Raw genomic sequence first — 15,652 nt, 5'->3', positions numbered from 1 at the left:
GGACTGCGTGCACAGATACGGCTACAAGTTGGCTGCTCTGGGCTTGGCTGCGGCGATCGTCGGGGTCATCGCTTTGTCGGTCGCGTCTTTCAACCAGGTGTTTGTCGCTCGCGTCCCGATCACGGTGATCGCGGAGCGCGCGGGGCTCGTGATGGATCCGGGCGCACGGGTGAAGATGGCCGGGGTGACCGTGGGCTCGGTGGAGTCCATCACGCCGACTGACGACGCCACCGCACAACTGTCGTTGTCGATCGATCCCGAAGCGCTCGAATCTATTCCGTCAAACGTGGATGTGGCGATCACGTCGAACACGGCCTTCGGCGCGAAGTTCGTCAGCCTGTCCTCGCCGGAGCAGCCGAGTAGTGCGCGACTTGCCGCCGGAGCGACGATCGACGCATCCCGGGTGACCGTCGAGCTGAACACGGTGTTCGAGAAACTCACCACCGTGCTCCGGACGGTGGACCCGGGCAAACTCGATTCGACATTGGGTGCCCTCTCGACTGCTCTGCAAGGACGCGGCGAACGGCTCGGGGTCGCACTCGAACAAGCAGATTCCTCCTTGCTCGAATTCAACACTGCACGTGAGGCTCTCGATCATGTGTTGACGGATTTACCAGCCGTCACACAGACCTACCGCGACGCTGTTCTCGACTTGATGGACACCCTCGACTCGCTCACGACGACGGGAACCACTGTTCTCGACGAGCAGCAGAATCTTGATCTCCTCTTGCTCAACGTGATCGGGGTCGCCCGCACCGGAGAAGATGTACTGGGAGCCAACGCCGACGGTATCGACACCGTTCTGTCGTTACTGCGGCCGACCACCGCACTGCTCGAGGAATACTCCCCGGTGATTCCCTGCATGTTCCACGGACTGCAGGAGAGCAAGAAGATCGGCGACGGCGCCTACAACGGACAACCAGGAATCAAGATGTCGATCGGTCTGATCGCCGGAACCGAACCGTACCGATATCCCGACGACCTTCCGAAGGTCGCGGCAACAGGTGGCCCGCAGTGTATGGGTCTTCCACTGCGCGACCCGAACGTCAATGCTCCGTACCTGGTGACCGATACCGGGGTGAATCCGTTTGCGCCCGAGCGTCAGCCGAATGGTGGGCAACCGATGAACACGGTCCCGGATCTGATGAGCTACCTGTTCGGGACGGAGATCCGATGAAAGTTCGTGGGTACACCGTCAAGTTCGGAATTTTTGTTCTGGTGATGATCCTCGTCAACGCCGGGCTGATCCTCGTGTTCGGCCAGATGCGAGGTGGCGACGCGAGGTCGTACTCGGCGGAGTTCGTCAACGCCTCCGGGCTCAGAGCCGGCGACAAGGTGCGCATTGCGGGTGTGCCGGTCGGTTCTGTCGGCTCCGTCGAATTCGGTGGGAATCACCGTGCCCACGTGAGTTTCAGTGTGGATACGGGTGACACCGTGACTGTATCGACCAGAGCCGCTGTTCGATATCAGGATCTGGTGGGTAATCGATACCTCGAACTGCTCGACGATCCGGGGATCGCGGAACCGCAGCCACAGGGCGAGAGCATTCCCGTCGATCGCACCGCACCGGCACTCGACCTCGATGCGCTACTCGGTGGTTTCAAGCCGCTGTTTCAAGCCCTGGACCCGGAGCAGGTCAACGCGTTGTCGATGTCCTTGCTCGAGGTGTTTCAAGGCCAGTCCGGAACTGTGGCATCGGTGCTGGCGCACACCGGATCGATCACGAACACTCTCGCAGACCGCGACCAACTGATCGGTCGAGTGATCGGCAACCTCGACGGTGTGCTCAGTGAATTGCGCAGCCGCGGTGGTCAGTTCAGTGACACTCTCGATCACCTACAACAGCTGGTCAGCGGGCTCGCAGCGGACAGGGAGATGATCGGGACTGCCGTCGAGAGTGTGAACACCGCATCAGGCACCTTCGCCGATCTCCTCGCCGGAGTTCGCCCGGACATCGCGGGAAACCTGTCGAAGCTGGACGCAAGCCTGAATCCGCTGATCGAGCAACAGAGTGAGCTCGATCGGATTCTCGCGTCCATGCCCTCGAACTACAAGCAGCTGATCCGAGTCGGCTCGTACGGGTCGTTCTTCAACTTCTATCTGTGCGGAATCGCACTGAAGGTCGACGGTGCCGACGGTACGCCGCTCACTGTCGACCTGGTGGATCAGACGACCGGAAGGTGCGCACCACGATGAGAGAGATGGCACAGAGCCAGGCCGTACGCGTGGGGGTCGTGGGATTGGTCGTCACGGCCGCCGTCGTATTGGCATCGCTCCAGTATCAGAATCTGCAGTTCCTGAAATCGGGTGTCGGGTACAGCGCGGTGTTCGCCGACGCCAGCGGTCTCGCGCCGGGAGACGAAGTCAACGCCGCCGGAGTGAAGATCGGAACGGTGGACCGGATCGAGGTCGAGCACGGACTCGCCCGCGTGGATTTCACACTGGAAGGCTCGATCGGTTTGGGAGAGAGCACGTCGGCAGCCGTCACCACGATGTCGTTGCTCGGCAAGCGAGCGGTATCGCTCGATCTGGACGGTCCGGGAAGGATCGCGGTCGGCGGCGAGATCCCGGTCGAGCGAACAAGATCGGCGTACTCGCTGCCCGACGTGCTCGGTGACCTCACCACGACGGTCGAGGACATCGATCTCGACCAGCTCTCCGAATCGCTCGACGCAGTGGGGCAGGTGATGTCCGACAGTGCGCCGAACCTGAGGCCGGCGCTGGACGGTGTCGCACGGATCTCCGACAGCGTCAATAGACGCGACGACATGTTGCGCACCTTGCTGTCCGATGCAAACGACGTCGCCGGGACGCTGGCCGAGCGTGGACCACAGGTCAACGCGCTACTCGTCGACGGCAACGCCTTGTTGGGAGAACTGGATCGGCGACAGGCGGCGCTGGGGGAAGTGATCACGAACATCTCGGCGTTGTCGACCCAGCTGAGCGGACTCGTCCACGACAACGAGGCGCAATTGCAACCGGTCCTCGGCAAACTCGACACGGTTGTCGGCATTCTGCAGAACAACAAGGACAACCTTTCTCAGGGAATCGACGGTCTCGGTACGTACGTGGGCACGCTCGGCGACACCGTGGCCAGCGGTCCCTTCTATTACGCCTACGTCCAGAACCTGGTACCGGCGCAATACACCCAACCGTTGATCAACGCGATGTTCGGGCTACCCCCTGCGCCGCTACCGATTCCGGAGGTTCGATGATGGGTGCCTTACGAGTTCGCAAACCGGTGAACTGGCGTCGAATCGCCGTCGTCGGTGGAAGCGTCGTCGGCGCGGCGATCGTCGTCTTGTCGGGATACCTTGTGGTGCAACATCTGCGCTACTACAACGTGACCGCCTACTTCACCTCGACGACCGGCCTGTATGTCGGTGACGACGTTCGTGTCGTGGGAGTCGACGTCGGCCGCGTCACCGAGATCGCCCCACAGGGAGATCGAATGCGCGTCGAACTGAAATTGGCGCGCGAGGTTCCCGTCGCCGAGGACGCGAAAGCGGTGATCGTTGCCCAGTCGCTGGTCTCGGCCCGCTTCGTGCAGTTGACGCCGGCGGTGACGGACGGCGCCGACGCACTGAATGACGGTGCGGAGATCGGGCTCGACCGAACAGCCGTCCCGGTCGAGTGGGACCAGATCAAGGAACAGCTGGGCCGGGCTGCCGATGCTTTGGGTCCCGACGGGGACGATCGCGGTCCCGCCGCCAACTTCCTCGACGGTGCCGGATCCGCACTGGCCGGCAACGGGGAAGCGCTGGGGCGCTCGGTGACCGAACTCTCGGAGGCTATGAGCACACTCGACGAAGGCGGAGTCGATCTGTTCGGCACCATCCGCGGCCTGCAGACCTTCACGACCGCACTCGCCGCAAGCGACGAACAGATCGTTCAGTTCCAAGGACGACTGGCAAATGTCTCGAGTGTGCTCGCCGAGAGCCGGACGCAATTGGCTCCGGCTCTCGCCGATCTGGACGCCGCCGTCGTCGACGTACAGCGGTTTGTCGAACAGAACCGAACCGGCTTGACGGAGCAGATCGCGAAGTTGGCCGACGTGTCCCAGGTATTGGTCGACAAGCGCGCAGGTCTCGAGAAGGTACTGCATCTGGCTCCGACAGCGTTGTCGAACTACTACAACGTCTACCGGCCGGCCCAAGGAGCGATGGTGGGTGTGCCCGCATTCCAGAACGTCGGCAACCCGATCGACTTGATCTGCGGCGGAATCGCCGGCCTGGCCAACGACACCTCGAAGAAGGGCGCGGATTTGTGCATCGAATACCTCGGCCCGTTGCTCAACACGATCAAGGCGAACTACCCGGACCTGAGCATCAACCCGACCCGGGCGCTCGGCGCTCTTCCGGACCAACTGGTGTACAGCGAGCCTGATCTGGAACCGACTGGCGCCTTGAGTTTTCCGACGGTACCGGTGGCGTCTGATCTGACCGGCTTGCTCATGCCGTCGACAGGATCACGATGACTGGCCGCCGGTGGGGAACAGTGTGTGTGGCGGCGAGCGCCGTGCTCGTTCTGACGGGTTGTCAATGGAGCGGGCTGAATTCGGTGTCGCTGCCGGGCGCGGCCGGCCGCGGTGAGGGAAGTTTCTCGGTCGTGATCGAGATGCCGGACGTCACGTCGATCAGTCCCAACTCTCCGGTCATGGTCAACGACGTGACAGTCGGAAGTATCAGTGCGATCGAGACCGACAACTGGCACGCCCGGGTGACGGTTGCGCTCGACGGTTCGGTGTCGCTGCCCGCCAACGCGACTGCCAAGATCGGCCAAACCAGTCTGCTCGGATCCAAACACGTCGCGCTCGCGCCGCCCACCGAGGTGGCGCCGGAAGGGCGGTTGTCGGAGGGATCCGTGATTCCCCTTGCATCGGCCAGTGTCTATCCCACCACCGAGGAAGCGTTGACGGCACTGTCCTTGGTGCTCAACGGCGGTGGGCTGGCCCAGATTCACAGCATCACCACGGAACTGAACACCGCTCTCGGCGGGCGGACCGATGCGGCGCGCGACCTGCTGAGCCAGATGGACAGCGTGACCGAGACACTCGACCGTCAACGCGAGGCGATAGTCACGACCATGGAGAATCTCGACGTGTTCGCCGGCGAGATCACGGCTCAGCGAGACGTTCTCGGTGAGGCGTTGGAGACCCTTGATCCGGCCTTGGCGGAACTGAGCGCCCAACGCGTCGACCTGACCACCGCCCTCGATGCGGTCGGCAGGTTCGGGGACGTCGGGACCGATCTGGTCGACCGGACCCGCGACGATTTGAAAGCCAATTTGAGCGCCTTGGAATCGACGCTGCAGAAGGTGGTCGAAACAGGACCGGACCTGATCAACAATTTGGGCAATCTGAGTACCTTCCCCTTCCCTCAGACGACCATCGACGACGGAATGCGCGGCGATTACACCAATTTGTGGGCGCTGATCGACCTCACGAGTAATCGCCTCCAGTCGGGCCTCGGCTTCGGTACTCCGTTCGGGGCGCCGCAAACTCCGGTGGAGAACGGAATACTGGTCGATCCTTTGACCGCGCCTCTGGGTACCGGGCGGGCCGCCCCAAGTGACACCGGGCGGGCCGCCCCAAGTGGTACAGGGCGGACCGACCCAAGTAGCACAGGGCGGACCGCCCAGGACGGTGGACGATGATTCTCACGAAGTTGGTGCGAAGGCAATTGACGATCTTCGCGATCCTGGCGGTGATAGGCATGAGCGCAGCGGCTATCTCGTACCTGAGAGTTCCGACCATGCTCGGCATCGGGCGCTATTCGGTGACAGTCGAACTGCCCGACGCCGGCGGCCTGTATCGGAACGCGAACGTGACCTATCGCGGCGACACCGTCGGTCAGGTCAGGTCGGTGCGTCTCTCTCCGGGAGTGGTACGCGCCGAATTATCTTTGGAGAGTGCGGTTCCCGTTCCCTCCAGCGGACTCACAGTAGCGGTGCGAAGCGTGTCGGCAATCGGTGAGCAATACGTCGACATGCAGCCGAGCACCGCGGACGGACCCTTTCTGGCCGACGGAGACGTGATCGGCCCCGACGCTGTCACGATCCCGACCGAGATCGGACCGGTCCTCGATCAGGCGCAGGCGATGCTCGCATCCGTACCGCAGGACAAGTTGCGATCGGTGATCGACGAGTCCGCGGCAGCTTTCGGAGGCAGGGGAGAGGATCTGGCTCGTCTGCTGGATTCGACCACTTCGTTCGTCGATCAGATGTCCGCTGCCACAACGCCGGCTACGACGCTCGTACAGCAGTTGGATCCGCTCCTGCAGACACAGGTGGTGACGGGCGATCAGATTCGCCAGTGGGCGTCCAGTGTCGCTCAGCTCAGTGGACAGTTGGAGGTCGCCGACGGCTCCGTGCGCAATATCCTCGAGACCGGACCGGGCTTCGCGACTGAAGCCGACCTGCTGTTTCAAGGCCTCAAACCCACTTTGCCTGTGCTGCTTGCCAATTTCACCAGCACCGCTCAGGTGGCTTTGACGTACAACGCCGGGTTGGAACAGGTGCTCGTCATCTTGCCGCCACTGGTCGCGGCACAGGAAACCGTCGTACAACGCGGGCAGGTGGACGGCGCCGCGAACGTCAACTTCCATCTCCAAGCGCAGGACCCTGCGGCGTGCTCGACCGGTTACCTTCCTGCCGATCAGCGACGGGACCCGACCCAGACGAGTGTGCCGGACACCCCGGCTGATCTGTACTGCAAAGTGCCACAGAACTCGGTCTTCGCCGTTCGTGGATCTCGGAACATTCCCTGCATGGAGGTACCGGGCAAACGAGCACCGAGCCCGGAGATCTGCCGGAGCCCCGAAGCGTACGTGCCGTCGGGGACCAATGCGCCCGGCGAGTTGTACACCGGGCCTGACGGAGTCGACTATCAACACACGGAGTTGGCTCCGGCTGACTCCGGTCCGGGGGAGGGGGAGCCGTGGCAACAGTTGCTGACGCCGACGAATCGCTGAGAGGTGAGGTGCTGGATCCGGTCCGAGGGAAGCGCGGTGTACTCACTGCCCTGGTCTGGATTGCACTCGCGGCTCTGAGCGTCGTTGTCGTCTTCGGTTGTCTGGCAGTTCGATCGGACCGCGTGCGAGAGTCCCAGCGTCAAGGGTTCGTCGACGGTGCTGTCGCAGGAACCCTTGCTCTGATCGACGTTCACTCTGCCACGCTCGACGAGGATCTCGCGGAGCTGAAGTCGCTGACTACGGGAACTTTTGCAGACGAACTGAAGTCCGGTGAATCTGCGTTCGTCGCATCGATCCGTGATTTCGCCGTCGATTCCGACGGTCATGTCGACACCGCCGCCCTGGCATCGGAATCCGGAACCTCGGGGGTGGTACTGATCGCGGCATCGGCTCAGGTCGGCAATTCGGCGGGAGAGTCTTCGGCGCGAACCTACCGTCTTCGCGTCGGTGTCGAAGAGGTCGACGGTCGGGTACTGATGTCGAGTGTGGAGTTCGTCCCGTGAAGCGCGTGGTCTTGGCGTTTGCAGCGCTGATCTTGGTGGGAGCCGGCGGGACTCTGCTCTGGAGTCACCACCGTTCGGCAGCCGCTGAAACCGCACGTGTCGAGGTGATCGGTGTGGCGCCGATGCTCGTCGAGAATCTCTTGACCTACAACAGCGACACGGTGGACGAGGATCTTGCACATGCTGCCGAGGGCGCAAGTGGAACATTTCAGGACCGCTTCGCCGAATTCGGATCGAAAACCGTTGCACCCCAGTCGAAGGAGCAAGGAATCAGCACGAAGGCGCGAGTAGTCGACGTCGGAGTGCTCTCCGCTGCTGCAGACCGAGCAGAATTGCTCCTGTTCGTCGATCAGATCACGACGAGTATCGCGCGGCCGGCACCAGCGTCGACGTCGAGCCGAGTCGAGGTGACACTCGATCGAGTCGACGGCACATGGCTGGTGAGTGCCATGACCCCCGTCTAGTGAAGGTTGTCGCGGCCCGCCATGATCAGCCTGGCAGTGACTTCGAGCCGGTCTGCGATCTGCGAATAGGACTCGTAACCCATGCCGGCTCGGACAAGCGCTCCGGACCAGGAGATTTCGAGTGCTTCGAGTACGTCGGGATCGTATGACGGCCCCAGCGCCTCGATGAGCCGCTCGCGGATGTTCTTGCCGATACGTCCCCGAAGGTGTTCGACGTCGGGATCATTGCCCATCATCGCCGTGGTCACGGCCGCGGCCAGCTCCGGTTCGTCGGAAACGAGGAGTGCGACGCTTCGAAGGACCGAGCAGACCTGCGCTTCTCGTTCCGCCTCGGGGGAGGGCTCGTGCGGTACCGCGTCGAGTCGGCGCCAGAACAGTTCTGCCACAAGGTGACTCTTGGACGAAAAATAGGTGTACGCCGTGGCTGCGGCGACACCGGCTTCCGCTGCCACCATTCGCACAGTCAGATCGGCAAACCCTTTGTCGCGCAGGACCGTGATCGCTGCCGCGGTCAATCGATCGACGGTTTCGGCTTGCTGCTGTGTGAGCCGTCGACGAGTGGACTCGAACTTGGTCTTACCAGACATGTGTCCAGACACTACGGGATCAGACCCATGCGAGCAAAGTGTGCGCTATCGCCGCTCATTCTCGCTCCCCGCTCGGTGTCATGTCTCGCTCCCGCTCGGTGTCATGTCTCGCTCCCGCTCGGCGTCATGTCTCGCTCCCGCTCGGCGTCATGTCTCGCTCCCGCTCGGTGGGACAGAATTTCGATCCCCCGCGATCGCTAAGTCCATGTGTTAGAACGATTTCTAGAACACGTTCGGAAATGTGCCCAGGATCGGAGAGGCTGATTATGACGAAGTGGGACGAGACATGCGACGTACTCGCTGTGGGATCGGGCGGCGGACTCGCCGGCGCGTACACGGCAGCACGCGAAGGCCTCGACGTCATTGTGATCGAAGCGACCGACAAGTACGGCGGAACAACGGCGTACTCGGGCGGCGGCGGAATGTGGTTCCCGTGCAACGCCGTTCTTCGCCGGGGTGGGGACGACGACACCATCGAAGATGCGCTGGAGTACTACCGTTCGGTGGTGGGTGATCGGACACCTGCCAACGTCCAGGAGGCATACGTTCGAGGCGGCGCCGGGTTGATCGACTATCTCGAAGAGGACTCGAATTTCGAGTTCCAGATACTGCCGTGGCCCGACTACTTCGGGGAAAAACCCAAGGCTCGCGCGAGCGGTCGACACATCGTTCCCAAACCGATGAACGCTAAGAAGCTTGGTGTGCTTCGTGATTCACTTCGATCGCCGCTCGCGACGGAGCGGTTGGGAGAAGAGTTGCCGGCGTACCTCGTCGGCGGGCAGTCGTTGATCGGTCGATTCTTGCTGGCACTTTCGACATTCGCCAACGCCGCCATGCACCTGAACACCACTCTCGAAGAATTGGTCGTCGAGGACGGATCGGTCGTCGGCGCGGTCGTCGAACAAGGTGGTCGGCGTCGAACCATCCGAGCCCGCAGAGGAGTGATTCTGGCCGCGGGCGGATTCGAACAGAACGAGACCCTGCGTGCCGAATTCGGTGTTCCCGGCTCTGCGCTCGACACGATGGGTTGTCCCGGCAATCTCGGCAAGGCGCATCAGGCGGCTATCGCCGTGGGCGCCGATACCGACCTCATGGGGGAGGCCTGGTGGTCGCCGGGGCTCACCCATCCGGATGGCCGCTCCGCGTTTGCGCTGTGGTTCACCGGCGGAATCTTCGTGGACGACAACGGTCGTCGATTCGTCAACGAGTCTGCGCCGTACGACCGCTTGGGTCGCTCCGTCATAGAACACATGCGGGCACGAAAAGTAACCACACCGTATTGGATGATCTACGACAACAGGGAAGGTGCAGTGCCGCCGGTGAAGGCGCCCAACGTGCCCATGGCGCAGACGCAGCAGTATGTGGATGCTGGGTTGTGGAAGAGTGCCCAGACGCTCGAAGACCTCGCCGCCCAGATCGATGTTCCCGCAGCGGAACTGGTGCAGACCGTGAAGCGATTCAACGAGTCTGCGGCGACCGGCGTCGACACGGACTTCGGCCGAGGAGACACTGCGTACGACCGTGCCTTTTCGGAGGGGGCTTCACCGCTCGTACCGATCGACCAAGGACCGTTTCACGCTGCCGCTTTCGGTATCTCCGACCTCGGGACCAAAGGTGGTCTACGTACCGACGCAACCGGGCGGGTGCTCAAAGCCGACGGTACGGCGATTGCCGGATTGTACGCGGCGGGCAACACGATGGCAGCGGCCAGCGGGACTACGTATCCCGGCGGTGGAAACCCGATCGGAGCGAGCATGCTGTTCAGTCACCTGGCTGCACTCGACCTCACGAAGCCGCCGTCGTAAGGATCAGACCGCTGGTGTCGGGAAAGGGGTCAGGCCTTGCCGAGTCCGGCGGCGATTCCCTTGTCCAGTTGGCTGAGCATTGCAGTCCCCAAGGACGAAAGCTGGGCGACCTGGCGATCATCGAGGCCCTCGAAGAGGAGACCTTGAACCGAGGCGACGTGTGGCGGCGCGGCCGCGACGACCTTTGTCATTCCTTCGTCGGTGAGTACTGCGTTGGAGCCGCGGCTGCCGCGAATGACTTCCCGTTTCACCCAGCCGGCTTTCTCCATCTTCGTGACGACGTGCGAGAGGCGGGACAGGGAAGCGTTCGCGCGCTGGGCCAGTACCGACAACTGGAGCTTGTGGTCGGGGGCGTCCGAGAGTGCGGCGAGCACGAAATATTCGAAGTGGGTGAGTGCCGAATCGCGTTGCAGTTGAGTGTCGAGTGCGGCAGGCAACCGTGTCACGAGAGCGATCAGTGTCAGCCAGGCTTCCTGCTGCTCGGCTGTGAGCCACTTCGTCTGAGACTGCGCGTCGGGCTGCGCGGTCGGTTCACTCATCGGTGACTTCTCCTTCGGGTCGAGCATTCTTCGTGCACGGAGCGTGCTGGTGTACAGCGTCTCAGACGCATGTCCAGAAGAATATTGCGGGGAATAGTTGCGGGACGCAAGTGTTGAGTCCTATATTAAGTTGAACCTTCAACTTAACGACGAATGTCTATCCCGAGGAGCCCATATGTCCACCACAACCATGCCTGCGCTGTATCTCAGCCACGGTGCTCCGCCGCTGGTGGACAGCGCGTTGTGGGTCGACCAATTGGGGGCGTGGGCCGGCGATCTTCCGCGGCCGACGGCAATCCTCGTCGTCTCGGCGCACTGGGAATCAGCACCGCTGACGATCGGTTCGACGACCACGGGCACCCCGCTCATCTACGACTTCGGTGGTTTTCCCGAGAGGTTCTACCGCGCGAAGTACAACTCTCCCGGCGCTCCGGAACTCGCCGCTCAGGTCGCCGCGTTGATGCCGGACAACGAACGAGTGGTTCAGCAGCCGAATCGAGGACTGGATCACGGTGCCTACGTGCCGCTCACGGTGATGTACCCGGACGCAGACATCCCGGTACTGCAAATTTCGCTGCCAACCCTCGATCCCGAGCGTTTGCTCCATCTCGGAGAACGCCTACGGCCACTCCGTGAGCAAGGTGTGCTGATCGTGGGATCCGGATTCACCACGCACGGGCTGCCGTTCCTGCGCGATCCGTCACCGGAGGCGCAGGCCCCGGGATGGTCGGCGGAATTCGACGCGTGGGCAGGGGAGAGGTTCGCTGCCGGAGACGTCGATTCGTTGATCGACTTCCGCGCCCAAGCTCCCGGGATGCCGTACGCGCATCCGACCATCGAGCACTTCGCCCCTTTGTTCGTCACGCTCGGTGCGTCGTCCGATCCGGAGCAGGTGCCCACCCAGGTGATCGACGGATTCTGGATGGGACTTGCGAAGCGCTCGATTCAGGTCGCCTAGAGAATCAGGTTGCTCAGAGAATCATTTCGCCCAGGTGAGTCAGCTTCGATTGCGAAGGAACTCGAGTGCCTGGTCGCCGTGCGTGTTGGCGCGAAGTTCACTCGAGATGACTTTGAGAACGGTGCGGTCGGTGTCGATCACGAAGGTCGAGCGTTTGACCGGAGCCAGCTTGCCCAGGAGTCCGCGCTTGACGCCGAACTGTTCGGCTACCTTGCCGTCGGTGTCGGCGAGCAGGGGGTAGTCGAAGGATTGTGCGGTGGCAAAGGTGGACTGAGCTTCGACCGTATCGGTGCTGATACCTGCCCGCGAAGCGCCCACCGCGGCGAATTCGCTGCCCAGGTCACGGAAGTGGCACGCCTCGGCGGTGCACACCGGCGTCGAGGCTGCCGGGTAGAAGAAGAGGACCAAGGGGCCGTTCGCGAGCAGGCTCGTCAGCGAGCGCGGAGTTCCGTCCTGGTCGGGCAGCGAGAAATCGGGGGCGAGTTGGCCTGGTTTCATTCGGCCGAGGTTACCCGCGCACGACGACCGTGTGGGGGAGCCTGGGATGATGGAGGCATGCACGGCGAGCCCACCTCCATGTCCGCACGGTCGTCCGACACCGCGATCGTCGGTGACGCGTCCGATTCCACCACCACTCGGGAGCAGTTCCGTGCCCTCGCAGCTGAGCACCGGGTCGTTCCGGTCACTCGGAAAGTGTTGGCGGACTCCGAAACTCCGCTCTCGGCGTACGAGAAGTTGGCCGGCAATCGTCCAGGCACCTTCTTGCTCGAGTCGGCCGAGAACGGTCGTTCGTGGTCGCGGTGGTCGTTCATCGGCGTCGGGAGTCCGGCTGCACTGACCGTCGTGGACGGAGAGGCGGCTTGGTACGGCAATGTTCCGGCCGGTGCTCCGGCCGGCGGTGACCCGATCGATGCACTCGGTGCCACCCTCGAACTACTTCGTTCGGAGCGACTTCCCGACCTACCCCCGCTGACCGGCGGAATGGTCGGGTTCCTCGGTTACGACGCGGTGCGGCGCCTCGAGAGATTGGGTGACTCCGCGGTCGACGACCTGCAGATACCCGAGATGGTCATGCTGCTTGCTGCCGACATCGCCGCTGTCGATCACCACGAAGGGGCGATCACCCTCATCGCCAATGCGGTCAACTGGGACGGCACCGACGAGCGTGTCGACACGGCGTACGACGACGCGGTCGCCAGGTTGGACGCGATGACTCGCGCTCTCGCGGCGCCGGCGAAATCGACGGTGTCGACATTCTCGAAAGCGACTCCGAACTACCGTCGTCAACGCACCACCGAGAGCTTCGGTGTCGACGTCAAAAAGTTGATCGGCGACATCGAAGCGGGCGAGGCATTCCAGGTAGTTCTCTCGCAGCGATTCGAGATCGATTGCACTGCAGCACCGATCGACGTGTACCGGATGCTGCGCGCGTCGAACCCCAGCCCGTACATGTATCTGCTCAACGTGCCGAACGGTGACGGAGAGACGGCGTTTTCGATCGTCGGTTCGAGCCCTGAAGCACTGGTCACCGTCGCCGAGGGCGTCGCGACAACACACCCGATCGCTGGAACCAGATGGCGCGGTGCCACAGAGGAGGACGACATCCTGCTCGAGAAGGACCTCCTCGCCGACGAGAAGGAAAACTCCGAGCACCTCATGCTCGTCGATCTGGGGCGAAACGATCTGGGTCGTGTCTGTCGCCCGGGCACGGTGAAGGTGCACGACTACCGGCACATCGAGCGGTACAGCCACGTGATGCATCTCGTATCGACCGTCACCGGTCATCTGGCCGAGGGAAAGCACGCTCTCGACGCGGTCACCGCATGCTTCCCCGCTGGAACCCTGTCAGGGGCACCCAAGGTGCGTGCGATGCAGCTGATCGAAGAACTCGAGCCCACCAGGCGGGGTATCTACGGCGGCATCGTCGGCTACCTCGACTTCGCCGGCGACGCCGACACCGCGATCGCGATCCGAACGGCATTGATCAAGGACGGGATCGGATATGTCCAGGCGGGCGCCGGCGTCGTCGCCGACTCCGATCCGGTCTACGAGGACACCGAGGCCCGCAACAAGGCGATGGCAGTGCTGAGCGCCATCGCGTCGGCGCACACCCTGCGCACCATCGGAGGTGACGATCAGTGAGTGAGAACGAGTCGATTGCAGCGGAGCAGCCTACAAGGGCTTCTCGTGGCACCGCTGTGCCGAGGACGCTTTTGCTTGCACTGTCGGCAGCAGCTCTGTGGGGCAGCTCACGAATGACGTGGGTTCATCTGACCTCGAGCGACGGCAAGACGCTGGAGCGGACGACGGACCTCGACGGCAGCACCTGGGCGGCGGCGATGACTCCGCTCGCGCTCGCGCTTCTGGCGGCGATCGCGGCGTCGTTCGCGGTGCGAGGTTGGGCGCTTCGTGTGGTCGGACTGTTGGTGGCACTCGTCGCCGTCGCGGTAGCGGTTCCGGCGGTGCAGTTGTTGGTGTCTGGAGCCTCTGCGGACCGAGCGGTGGAGTTGGCCGAGTTGTCCGGTCACCCGGAAGATCTCTCGACGACTGTTTCGGTACTGCCTGCCTTGCTTGCGTTGCTCGGAGCGGTGGCGGCGCTCGGCGCAGCAGTACTTCTGATGCGCAAACCTCCAGTGCGAGGCGGGTTGTCGTCGAAGTACGACAACCCGGCCGCGCGCCGCGAAGCTGCAGCCAAGCTCGGTCAGGGAGACACGCCCGCGTCGGACGAGCCTGTGACACAACGGATGTTGTGGGACGCGCTCGATGCCGGAGAGGACCCGACAGTGGCTGACGGGGACGACGGAGCTGGGGGAGGCAACGGTGCGAAACCGGGGTCGTCGCACTGAGTAAGACTGAACCCTCACCTGCGTGGGTACCCCGGCGGAGTAGCAAAATTTCGTCCCACTAGGCTGAGACCACCCTGATGACGTATCTCACATCGGGCTCTTGCCCAGAAAGGATTCGGGCCACGATGACCGTACTCGACTCGATTCTCGACGGGGTGCGCGCTGATGTCGCCGCCCGCGAAGCCGTACTCGACTTCGCTGCAGTCAAGGCTGCTGCGGCCGCTGCACCGCCTGCACTCGATGCTGCAGCAGCACTTCTGGAATCGAGCATCGGCGTCATCGCCGAGGTCAAGCGAGCGAGCCCCTCAAAGGGTGCGCTGGCCGACATTGCCGATCCCGCAGAGCTTGCCGCGGCTTACCAAGCCGGTGGCGCACGCATCATCAGTGTTCTCACCGAAGAGCGCCGTTTTCACGGCTCGTTGGCCGACCTCGACGCAGTCCGTAAAGCGGTCACCATTCCGGTGCTGCGCAAGGACTTCATCGTGGGGCCGTACCAGATTCACGAAGCTCGCGCTCACGGCGCCGACGTCATCTTGCTGATCGTCGCGGCACTCGAACAGCAGGCGCTCGCCTCGCTGATCGATCGCACCGAATCTCTGGGAATGACTGCCCTCGTCGAGGTGCACACCGAGGAAGAAGCCAACCGCGCGCTCGAAGCCGGCGCCAAGGTGATCGGTGTCAACGCGCGCAATCTCAAAACCCTCGAGGTGGACAAGAACACCTTCGGTCGCATTGCTCCCGGTCTGCCGACCGAGACGATCAAGATCGCCGAATCGGGTGTTCGCGGAACTGCCGATCTGTTGGCGTACGCCGGTGCGGGCGCCGACGCAGTGCTCGTCGGTGAAGGCCTCGTGACCAGCGGCGACCCTCGCAAGGCCGTCGCAGATCTGGTCAATGCCGGTGCACACCCGTCCTGCCCCAAACCGTCTCGATAAAGCGCTTCACCCGCCCGGCGTGCTTTGATGCACCCGGGCGGTGA

General features: G+C 63.0%; 16 protein-coding genes. 13 read left to right on the top strand and 3 right to left on the bottom strand.

The annotated features are described in order from the left end of the window. Nucleotides 1-7 precede the first annotated feature (7 nt). The 8 genes from H7C86_RS28805 to H7C86_RS28770 are packed head-to-tail and all read left to right on the top strand — an operon-like array spanning nucleotide 8 to nucleotide 7,938. Nucleotides 8-1,177, top strand: a complete 1,170-nt coding sequence (locus H7C86_RS28805) for an MCE family protein (RefSeq protein ID WP_020907940.1) — start codon at nucleotides 8-10, stop codon at nucleotides 1,175-1,177. Further along, a complete protein-coding gene (locus tag H7C86_RS28800; RefSeq protein ID WP_020907939.1) occupies nucleotides 1,174-2,196 on the top strand; it encodes an MCE family protein in 1,023 nt (340 codons plus the stop codon). The genes H7C86_RS28805 and H7C86_RS28800 overlap by 4 nt, the downstream gene beginning before the upstream one ends. Further along, entirely contained in the window at nucleotides 2,193-3,215 is a 1,023-nt protein-coding gene (locus H7C86_RS28795; protein ID WP_030536766.1) for an MCE family protein, read from the top strand. The genes H7C86_RS28800 and H7C86_RS28795 overlap by 4 nt, the downstream gene beginning before the upstream one ends. Next, nucleotides 3,215-4,477 (top strand): MCE family protein, encoded by a 1,263-nt coding sequence (locus tag H7C86_RS28790; RefSeq protein WP_182262721.1) that lies wholly within the window; start codon nucleotides 3,215-3,217, stop codon nucleotides 4,475-4,477. Before H7C86_RS28795 ends, H7C86_RS28790 begins: the two co-directional genes overlap by 1 nt. After that, nucleotides 4,474-5,655 (top strand): MCE family protein, encoded by a 1,182-nt coding sequence (locus H7C86_RS28785; RefSeq protein WP_182262714.1) that lies wholly within the window; start codon nucleotides 4,474-4,476, stop codon nucleotides 5,653-5,655. The genes H7C86_RS28790 and H7C86_RS28785 overlap by 4 nt, the downstream gene beginning before the upstream one ends. After that, nucleotides 5,652-6,971: an MCE family protein gene (locus H7C86_RS28780; RefSeq protein WP_182262713.1), complete on the top strand. Its 1,320-nt coding sequence runs from the start codon at nucleotides 5,652-5,654 to the stop codon at nucleotides 6,969-6,971. The genes H7C86_RS28785 and H7C86_RS28780 overlap by 4 nt, the downstream gene beginning before the upstream one ends. Continuing rightward, nucleotides 6,938-7,474, top strand: a complete 537-nt coding sequence (locus tag H7C86_RS28775) for a hypothetical protein (RefSeq protein ID WP_020907934.1) — start codon at nucleotides 6,938-6,940, stop codon at nucleotides 7,472-7,474. Before H7C86_RS28780 ends, H7C86_RS28775 begins: the two co-directional genes overlap by 34 nt. After that, nucleotides 7,471-7,938 carry a hypothetical protein gene (locus H7C86_RS28770; RefSeq protein WP_029255477.1) on the top strand — a complete coding sequence of 156 codons (468 nt, stop codon included), beginning with the start codon at nucleotides 7,471-7,473 and terminating at the stop codon, nucleotides 7,936-7,938. Before H7C86_RS28775 ends, H7C86_RS28770 begins: the two co-directional genes overlap by 4 nt. Here the strand turns inward: H7C86_RS28770 and H7C86_RS28765 are convergent. Next, the gene (locus H7C86_RS28765; RefSeq protein ID WP_003943994.1) at nucleotides 7,935-8,525 is read right to left on the bottom strand and encodes a TetR/AcrR family transcriptional regulator; all 591 of its coding nucleotides are present in this window, start codon (nucleotides 8,523-8,525) and stop codon (nucleotides 7,935-7,937) included. The two genes, H7C86_RS28770 and H7C86_RS28765, sit on opposite strands and share 4 nt — an antisense overlap. Before the next feature lie 266 nt (nucleotides 8,526-8,791). On the opposite strand from H7C86_RS28765, the gene H7C86_RS28760 reads away from it, so the two are divergent. Next, entirely contained in the window at nucleotides 8,792-10,330 is a 1,539-nt protein-coding gene (locus H7C86_RS28760) for an FAD-binding protein (protein ID WP_070386811.1), read from the top strand. A 29-nt stretch (nucleotides 10,331-10,359) separates the two neighbouring features. Here the strand turns inward: H7C86_RS28760 and H7C86_RS28755 are convergent, their stop codons facing one another. Continuing rightward, entirely contained in the window at nucleotides 10,360-10,869 is a 510-nt protein-coding gene (locus H7C86_RS28755) for a MarR family winged helix-turn-helix transcriptional regulator (RefSeq protein ID WP_020969752.1), read from the bottom strand. Between the two features lie 175 nt (nucleotides 10,870-11,044). Between H7C86_RS28755 and H7C86_RS28750 the strand changes: the two genes are divergently transcribed. Beyond that, nucleotides 11,045-11,827, top strand: a complete 783-nt coding sequence (locus H7C86_RS28750) for a dioxygenase (protein ID WP_019748662.1) — start codon at nucleotides 11,045-11,047, stop codon at nucleotides 11,825-11,827. A gap of 39 nt (nucleotides 11,828-11,866) precedes the next feature. Here H7C86_RS28750 and H7C86_RS28745 read toward each other — a convergent pair whose 3' ends face one another. Next, on the bottom strand, nucleotides 11,867-12,325 hold the full coding sequence (locus tag H7C86_RS28745) for a peroxiredoxin (RefSeq protein WP_020907928.1): 459 nt from the start codon (nucleotides 12,323-12,325) through the stop codon (nucleotides 11,867-11,869). 57 nt (nucleotides 12,326-12,382) lie between these two features. On the opposite strand from H7C86_RS28745, the gene H7C86_RS28740 reads away from it, so the two are divergent. From H7C86_RS28740 to trpC, 3 genes are all read left to right on the top strand, one after another. Then, complete coding sequence (locus H7C86_RS28740) at nucleotides 12,383-13,969, top strand: anthranilate synthase component I (protein ID WP_019748660.1); 1,587 nt, start codon at nucleotides 12,383-12,385, stop codon at nucleotides 13,967-13,969. Next, nucleotides 13,966-14,673, top strand: a complete 708-nt coding sequence (locus H7C86_RS28735) for a TIGR02234 family membrane protein (RefSeq protein ID WP_019748659.1) — start codon at nucleotides 13,966-13,968, stop codon at nucleotides 14,671-14,673. The genes H7C86_RS28740 and H7C86_RS28735 overlap by 4 nt, the downstream gene beginning before the upstream one ends. A 125-nt stretch (nucleotides 14,674-14,798) precedes the next feature. Beyond that, nucleotides 14,799-15,608 carry an indole-3-glycerol phosphate synthase TrpC gene (trpC, locus tag H7C86_RS28730; protein ID WP_003944016.1) on the top strand — a complete coding sequence of 270 codons (810 nt, stop codon included), beginning with the start codon at nucleotides 14,799-14,801 and terminating at the stop codon, nucleotides 15,606-15,608. Nucleotides 15,609-15,652: the final 44 nt, after the last annotated feature.

The organism is Rhodococcus sp. UFZ-B548, from assembly GCF_903819475.1.
GTDB classification, from domain to species: domain Bacteria; phylum Actinomycetota; class Actinomycetes; order Mycobacteriales; family Mycobacteriaceae; genus Rhodococcus_F; species Rhodococcus_F erythropolis.
This window is presented reverse-complemented; position numbering and strand designations above follow the sequence as displayed.

What these genes read in the sequence shown, in the direction of transcription:
- H7C86_RS28760 (WP_070386811.1), top strand. Translation starts at nt 8,792, where the DNA reads ATGACGAAGTGGGACGAGACATGCGACGTACTCGCTGTGGGATCGGGC.
- H7C86_RS28745 (WP_020907928.1), bottom strand. Translation starts at nt 12,325, where the DNA reads ATGAAACCAGGCCAACTCGCCCCCGATTTCTCGCTGCCCGACCAGGAC.
- H7C86_RS28740 (WP_019748660.1), top strand. Translation starts at nt 12,383, where the DNA reads ATGCACGGCGAGCCCACCTCCATGTCCGCACGGTCGTCCGACACCGCG.
- H7C86_RS28755 (WP_020969752.1), bottom strand. Translation starts at nt 10,869, where the DNA reads ATGAGTGAACCGACCGCGCAGCCCGACGCGCAGTCTCAGACGAAGTGG.
- H7C86_RS28765 (WP_003943994.1), bottom strand. Translation starts at nt 8,525, where the DNA reads ATGTCTGGTAAGACCAAGTTCGAGTCCACTCGTCGACGGCTCACACAG.
- H7C86_RS28780 (WP_182262713.1), top strand. Translation starts at nt 5,652, where the DNA reads ATGATTCTCACGAAGTTGGTGCGAAGGCAATTGACGATCTTCGCGATC.
- H7C86_RS28800 (WP_020907939.1), top strand. Translation starts at nt 1,174, where the DNA reads ATGAAAGTTCGTGGGTACACCGTCAAGTTCGGAATTTTTGTTCTGGTG.
- H7C86_RS28785 (WP_182262714.1), top strand. Translation starts at nt 4,474, where the DNA reads ATGACTGGCCGCCGGTGGGGAACAGTGTGTGTGGCGGCGAGCGCCGTG.
- H7C86_RS28795 (WP_030536766.1), top strand. Translation starts at nt 2,193, where the DNA reads ATGAGAGAGATGGCACAGAGCCAGGCCGTACGCGTGGGGGTCGTGGGA.
- H7C86_RS28790 (WP_182262721.1), top strand. Translation starts at nt 3,215, where the DNA reads ATGGGTGCCTTACGAGTTCGCAAACCGGTGAACTGGCGTCGAATCGCC.
- H7C86_RS28750 (WP_019748662.1), top strand. Translation starts at nt 11,045, where the DNA reads ATGTCCACCACAACCATGCCTGCGCTGTATCTCAGCCACGGTGCTCCG.
- trpC (WP_003944016.1), top strand. Translation starts at nt 14,799, where the DNA reads ATGACCGTACTCGACTCGATTCTCGACGGGGTGCGCGCTGATGTCGCC.